General features: G+C 69.9%; 3 protein-coding genes and 1 pseudogene. 3 read left to right on the forward strand and 1 reads right to left on the reverse strand.

The window, feature by feature from the left end; translation table 11 throughout:
- The 3 genes from A9W95_RS06555 to manA form a co-directional block, all read left to right on the forward strand.
- Nucleotides 1-1,135 (forward strand): phosphomannomutase/phosphoglucomutase (locus tag A9W95_RS06555; protein ID WP_067409875.1); only part of this gene is annotated, 1,135 nt, incomplete at its 5' end.
- Nucleotides 1,132-2,232 carry a TobH protein gene (locus A9W95_RS06560; RefSeq protein WP_067409878.1) on the forward strand — a complete coding sequence of 367 codons (1,101 nt, stop codon included), beginning with the start codon at nt 1,132-1,134 and terminating at the stop codon, nt 2,230-2,232. The genes A9W95_RS06555 and A9W95_RS06560, both read left to right, overlap by 4 nt.
- 7 nt (nt 2,233-2,239) lie before the next feature.
- Nucleotides 2,240-3,466 (forward strand): mannose-6-phosphate isomerase, class I, encoded by a 1,227-nt coding sequence (gene manA, locus A9W95_RS06565; protein WP_067409881.1) that lies wholly within the window; start codon nt 2,240-2,242, stop codon nt 3,464-3,466.
- Here manA and A9W95_RS06570 read toward each other — a convergent pair.
- Nucleotides 3,450-3,959: pseudogene (locus A9W95_RS06570) on the reverse strand (oxidoreductase); the annotation flags it as partial. The gene manA and the pseudogene A9W95_RS06570 sit on opposite strands and share 17 nt — an antisense overlap.

Consider the following 3,959-nt stretch of genomic DNA (forward strand, 5'->3'; position numbering starts at 1 on the left):
CTACTTCGCGTCAGGATTGCTGGACTGCCCCGGCGCGATGTTCACCGCCAGCCACAATCCGGCTGCCTACAACGGCATCAAGCTGTGTCGGGCCGGGGCCAAGCCGGTCGGCGCGGACACCGGGTTGACCGCGATCAGCGACGCGTTGATCTCCGGAGTGCCCAGCTTCGACGGGGCGCTGGGAAACGTCACCGACAAGGACGTGTTGGCCGAGTACGGCGACTTCTTGCGGTCGCTGGTGAACACCACCGACCTGCGACCGTTGCGGGTGGCGGTGGACGCCGGCAACGGGATGGCCGGCCACACCGCGCCGGCCGTGCTGGGCGCAATCGAGTCGATCACGTTGCTGCCGTTGTACTTTGAGCTGGACGGGTCGTTCCCCAACCACGAAGCCAATCCGCTGGACCCAGCCAACCTGCGGGATCTGCAGGCTTATGTGCGCGAGACCGGCGCCGATATCGGCCTGGCGTTCGACGGCGACGCCGACCGGTGCTTCGTCGTCGACGAGCGCGGCGAACCGGTGTCCCCGTCGACGGTCACCGGCCTGGTGGCCGCGCGCGAGTTGCAGCGCGAGATCGGCGCCACCGTGATCCACAACGTGATCACCTCCCGCGCGGTGCCCGAACTGGTCGCCGAACGCGGCGGCACGCCGTTGCGCTCCCGCGTCGGACACTCCTACATCAAGGCGATGATGGCCGACACCGGCGCCATCTTCGGCGGCGAACACTCCGCGCATTACTACTTCCGGGACTTCTGGGGCGCCGACTCCGGCATGCTGGCCGCCCTCTACGTCCTGGCCGCCCTCGGCGAACAGGACCGGCCGCTGTCCGACCTGACCGCGGACTACCAACGCTACGAGTCCTCCGGGGAGATCAACTTCACCGTCGCTGACGCCGCGGCCTGTGTGGACAGCGTGCTGAAATCCTTCGCAAGTCGCATCCACTCCATCGACCACCTCGACGGTGTCACGGTCGACCTGGGTGACGACAACTGGTTCAACCTGCGCAGCTCCAACACCGAGCCGTTGCTGCGGCTCAACGTGGAGGGCCGCACCGCCGACGACGTCGACGCCGTCGTGCAGCAGGTCAGCACCCAGGTCGCGGCTCACACCGCGCGGGAAAAGGCCGGTCCGTGAACGCCGTCCAGGCCGTCGACCTAGAAGACACCGAGGGCCTGATCGCCGCCGACCGCGACGCGCTGTTGCGGTCGGCGTCCATGGCCGGCGCGCAAGTGCGCGCGATCGCCGCCGCGGCTGCCGAAGGCGAACTGGACTCGCTGCGCGGCGGTGACCGGCCGCGCACGGTGATCTGGGTGGCCGGCCGGGGCACCGCCGAAACCGCCGGCGCGATGCTGGCCGCCACCTTGGGTGCGACGGCTGCCGCGCCGATCGCGCTGGCCGCCGAGGCGCCGCCATGGGTGGGGCCCCTTGATGTGATGGTCGTCGCCGGTGACGACCCCGGCGACCCCGCGCTGGTCGGCGCCGCCGCTACCGGAGTGCGCAGGGGCGCAAGGGTTCTCGTGGTGGCGCCGTACGAGGGCCCGCTACGCGACACCACTGCGGGCCGGGTCGCCGTGCTGCCGCCGCGACTGTGGGTGCCCGACGAGTTCGGCTTGGTGCGCTACCTGGCCGCGGGGTTGGCGGCCGTGCAGATCGTCGACCCGAGGCTGCCAATCGACCTGGCGGCGCTCGCCGACGAACTCGACGCCGAGGCGCTGCGCAACAGCGCGGGCCGGGACGTCTTCACCAACCCGGCCAAGACCCTGGCCGCCCGCATCACCGATCACCGGGTGGCCTTGGTCGGTGACAACGCCGCCACCTTGGCGCTGGCCCGCCACGGCACTTCGATGCTGTTGCGCGTCGCGCACCAGACGACGGCCGCCGCCGGGCTGGCCGACGCCGTGGTGGCCGTCCGTGACGAGCTGGCCGGCGGGCTGCCCGACCTGACGGACGCGCTCTTCCACGACGAGGAACTCGACGGGCCGCTGCCGCAGCGGCTGCGCGTGCTGGCGCTGACGCTGTCCGACGAGCGCACGGTGGTGAGCGCTCGGGTCGCCGGGCTCGACGACGTCTTCCTGGTGGCGGCCGAGGATGTGCCGGAAGTCGCCGGTGGGCTCGACGGCGCCGCGGCGCCGGTGGCGCCGGGGGGTGCCGGACCCGCCGAGCAGCAACTGGCAGTATTGGCCGTTCGGCTGGAGATGGCCGCCGTTTATCTGAGACTGGTCCGGGGATAGAGAGACCGTGGAACTGCTGCGCGGAGCGCTCCGCACGTACGCCTGGGGGTCGCGTACCGCGATCGCCGAGTTCACCGGACGGCAGGTCCCGGCGGCCCATCCCGAGGCCGAACTGTGGTTCGGCGCGCATCCGGGTGACCCCGCCTATCTGGAAAACCCCGACGGTGATCACTCTTTGCTGGAAGCGTTGCTCGCCGACCCGGACGGCCAGCTGGGCGCCGGCGCGCGCGCCCGGTTCGGTGACGTGCTGCCGTTCCTGGTCAAGGTGCTGGCCGCCGACGAGCCGCTGTCGTTGCAGGCCCACCCGAGCGCGCAACAGGCCATCGAAGGCTACTTACGCGAAGAGCGGCTTGGCATTCCGGTCAACTCACCGGTCCGCAACTACCGCGACACCAGTCACAAGCCTGAATTGCTGGTGGCGCTGGAACCGTTCGAGGCGCTGGCCGGATTCCGTCATGCGGCCCGCACCACCGAGTTGCTGCGGGCGCTCAACGTCTCCGACCTGGACCCGTTCATAGTGTTGCTGAGCGACCAGTCCGACGCCGACGGACTGCGTGCCCTGTTCACCACCTGGATCACCGCTCCGCAACCGGACATCGACGTGCTGGTGCCCGCGGTCCTCGACGGCGCCATCCAATACATCAGCTCCGGCGCCACCGAGTTCGCCGGGGAAGTCAAGATCGTGCTCGAACTGGGCGAACGCTATCCCGGCGACGCCGGGGTGCTGGCCGCGCTGTTGCTCAACCGCATCACGCTGGCTCCCGGAGAGGGCATCTTCCTGCCGGCCGGCAACCTGCACACCTATCTGCGCGGCTTCGCCGTGGAAGTAATGGCCAACTCCGACAACGTATTACGCGGCGGGCTCACCCCCAAACACGTCGACGTGCCGGAGCTGTTGCGGGTGCTCGACTTCACGCCCACCGCCGAGTCGCAGCTGCGCGCGCCGGTGGTGCGCGACGGGCTGAGCCTGGTCTACGACACGCCGGCCGAGGAGTTCGCGGTGGCGCAGCTGGTCCTCGACGGCGAGCACCTGGGCCACGAGGTCGACGCGCCTTGCCGTCACGACGGCCCGCAGATCCTGCTGTGCACCGAGGGGTCGACGACGGTGTCGGGCAAGTCCGGCTCGCTCACGCTGGAGCGGGGTGCTGCGGCCTGGGTGGCCGCCGACGACTGCCCGATCCGGCTCTGGGCGCAGGAACCGGCGACGTTGTTCCGGGCTACGGTCGGGTTGTAACCGCGCGCCGTTCTGGGGCATGGCCGCGCAGCTCCCGGCGTTCTTTGAGCCACAGCCGCATGTTGTGGGCGATGGTGCGACCGACAATGCGCGGCGGCGGAATCATGTACAGGCTGTCCAGCAGGGAGAACCGGCGCAAAAACCATTCGGCCAGCACGGGTTCGGTTTCGGCCGCCCCGAGGAACTGGTCGAAGAGCGCGCCCGACGGTCGCCACCACCAGGGCACCGGCCCGGCCTGCGCGTGGTGGAAGGTGATGTCGCCGATGGCGTTCATCATCCACACCGGGTAGGTGGTCTTGGCGGTCAGCCGCGCGAGCTCGGTGGCCAGGTCTTTGTCGGTAGCTTCCAACGCCCGGCGCAGATGACCTGCCTGCAACGACGTCATCGTCATGCCCTGCCCGAAGGTCGGATTGAAGCTGGCCACCGCGTCACCGAACGGGACGATCCCGCCCGGAAAGCGCTTGAGCTTGTGGTAGCGGCGCCACCGGCTGGC

The organism is Mycobacterium sp. 1423905.2, assembly GCF_001673155.1.
Classification (GTDB): domain Bacteria; phylum Actinomycetota; class Actinomycetes; order Mycobacteriales; family Mycobacteriaceae; genus Mycobacterium.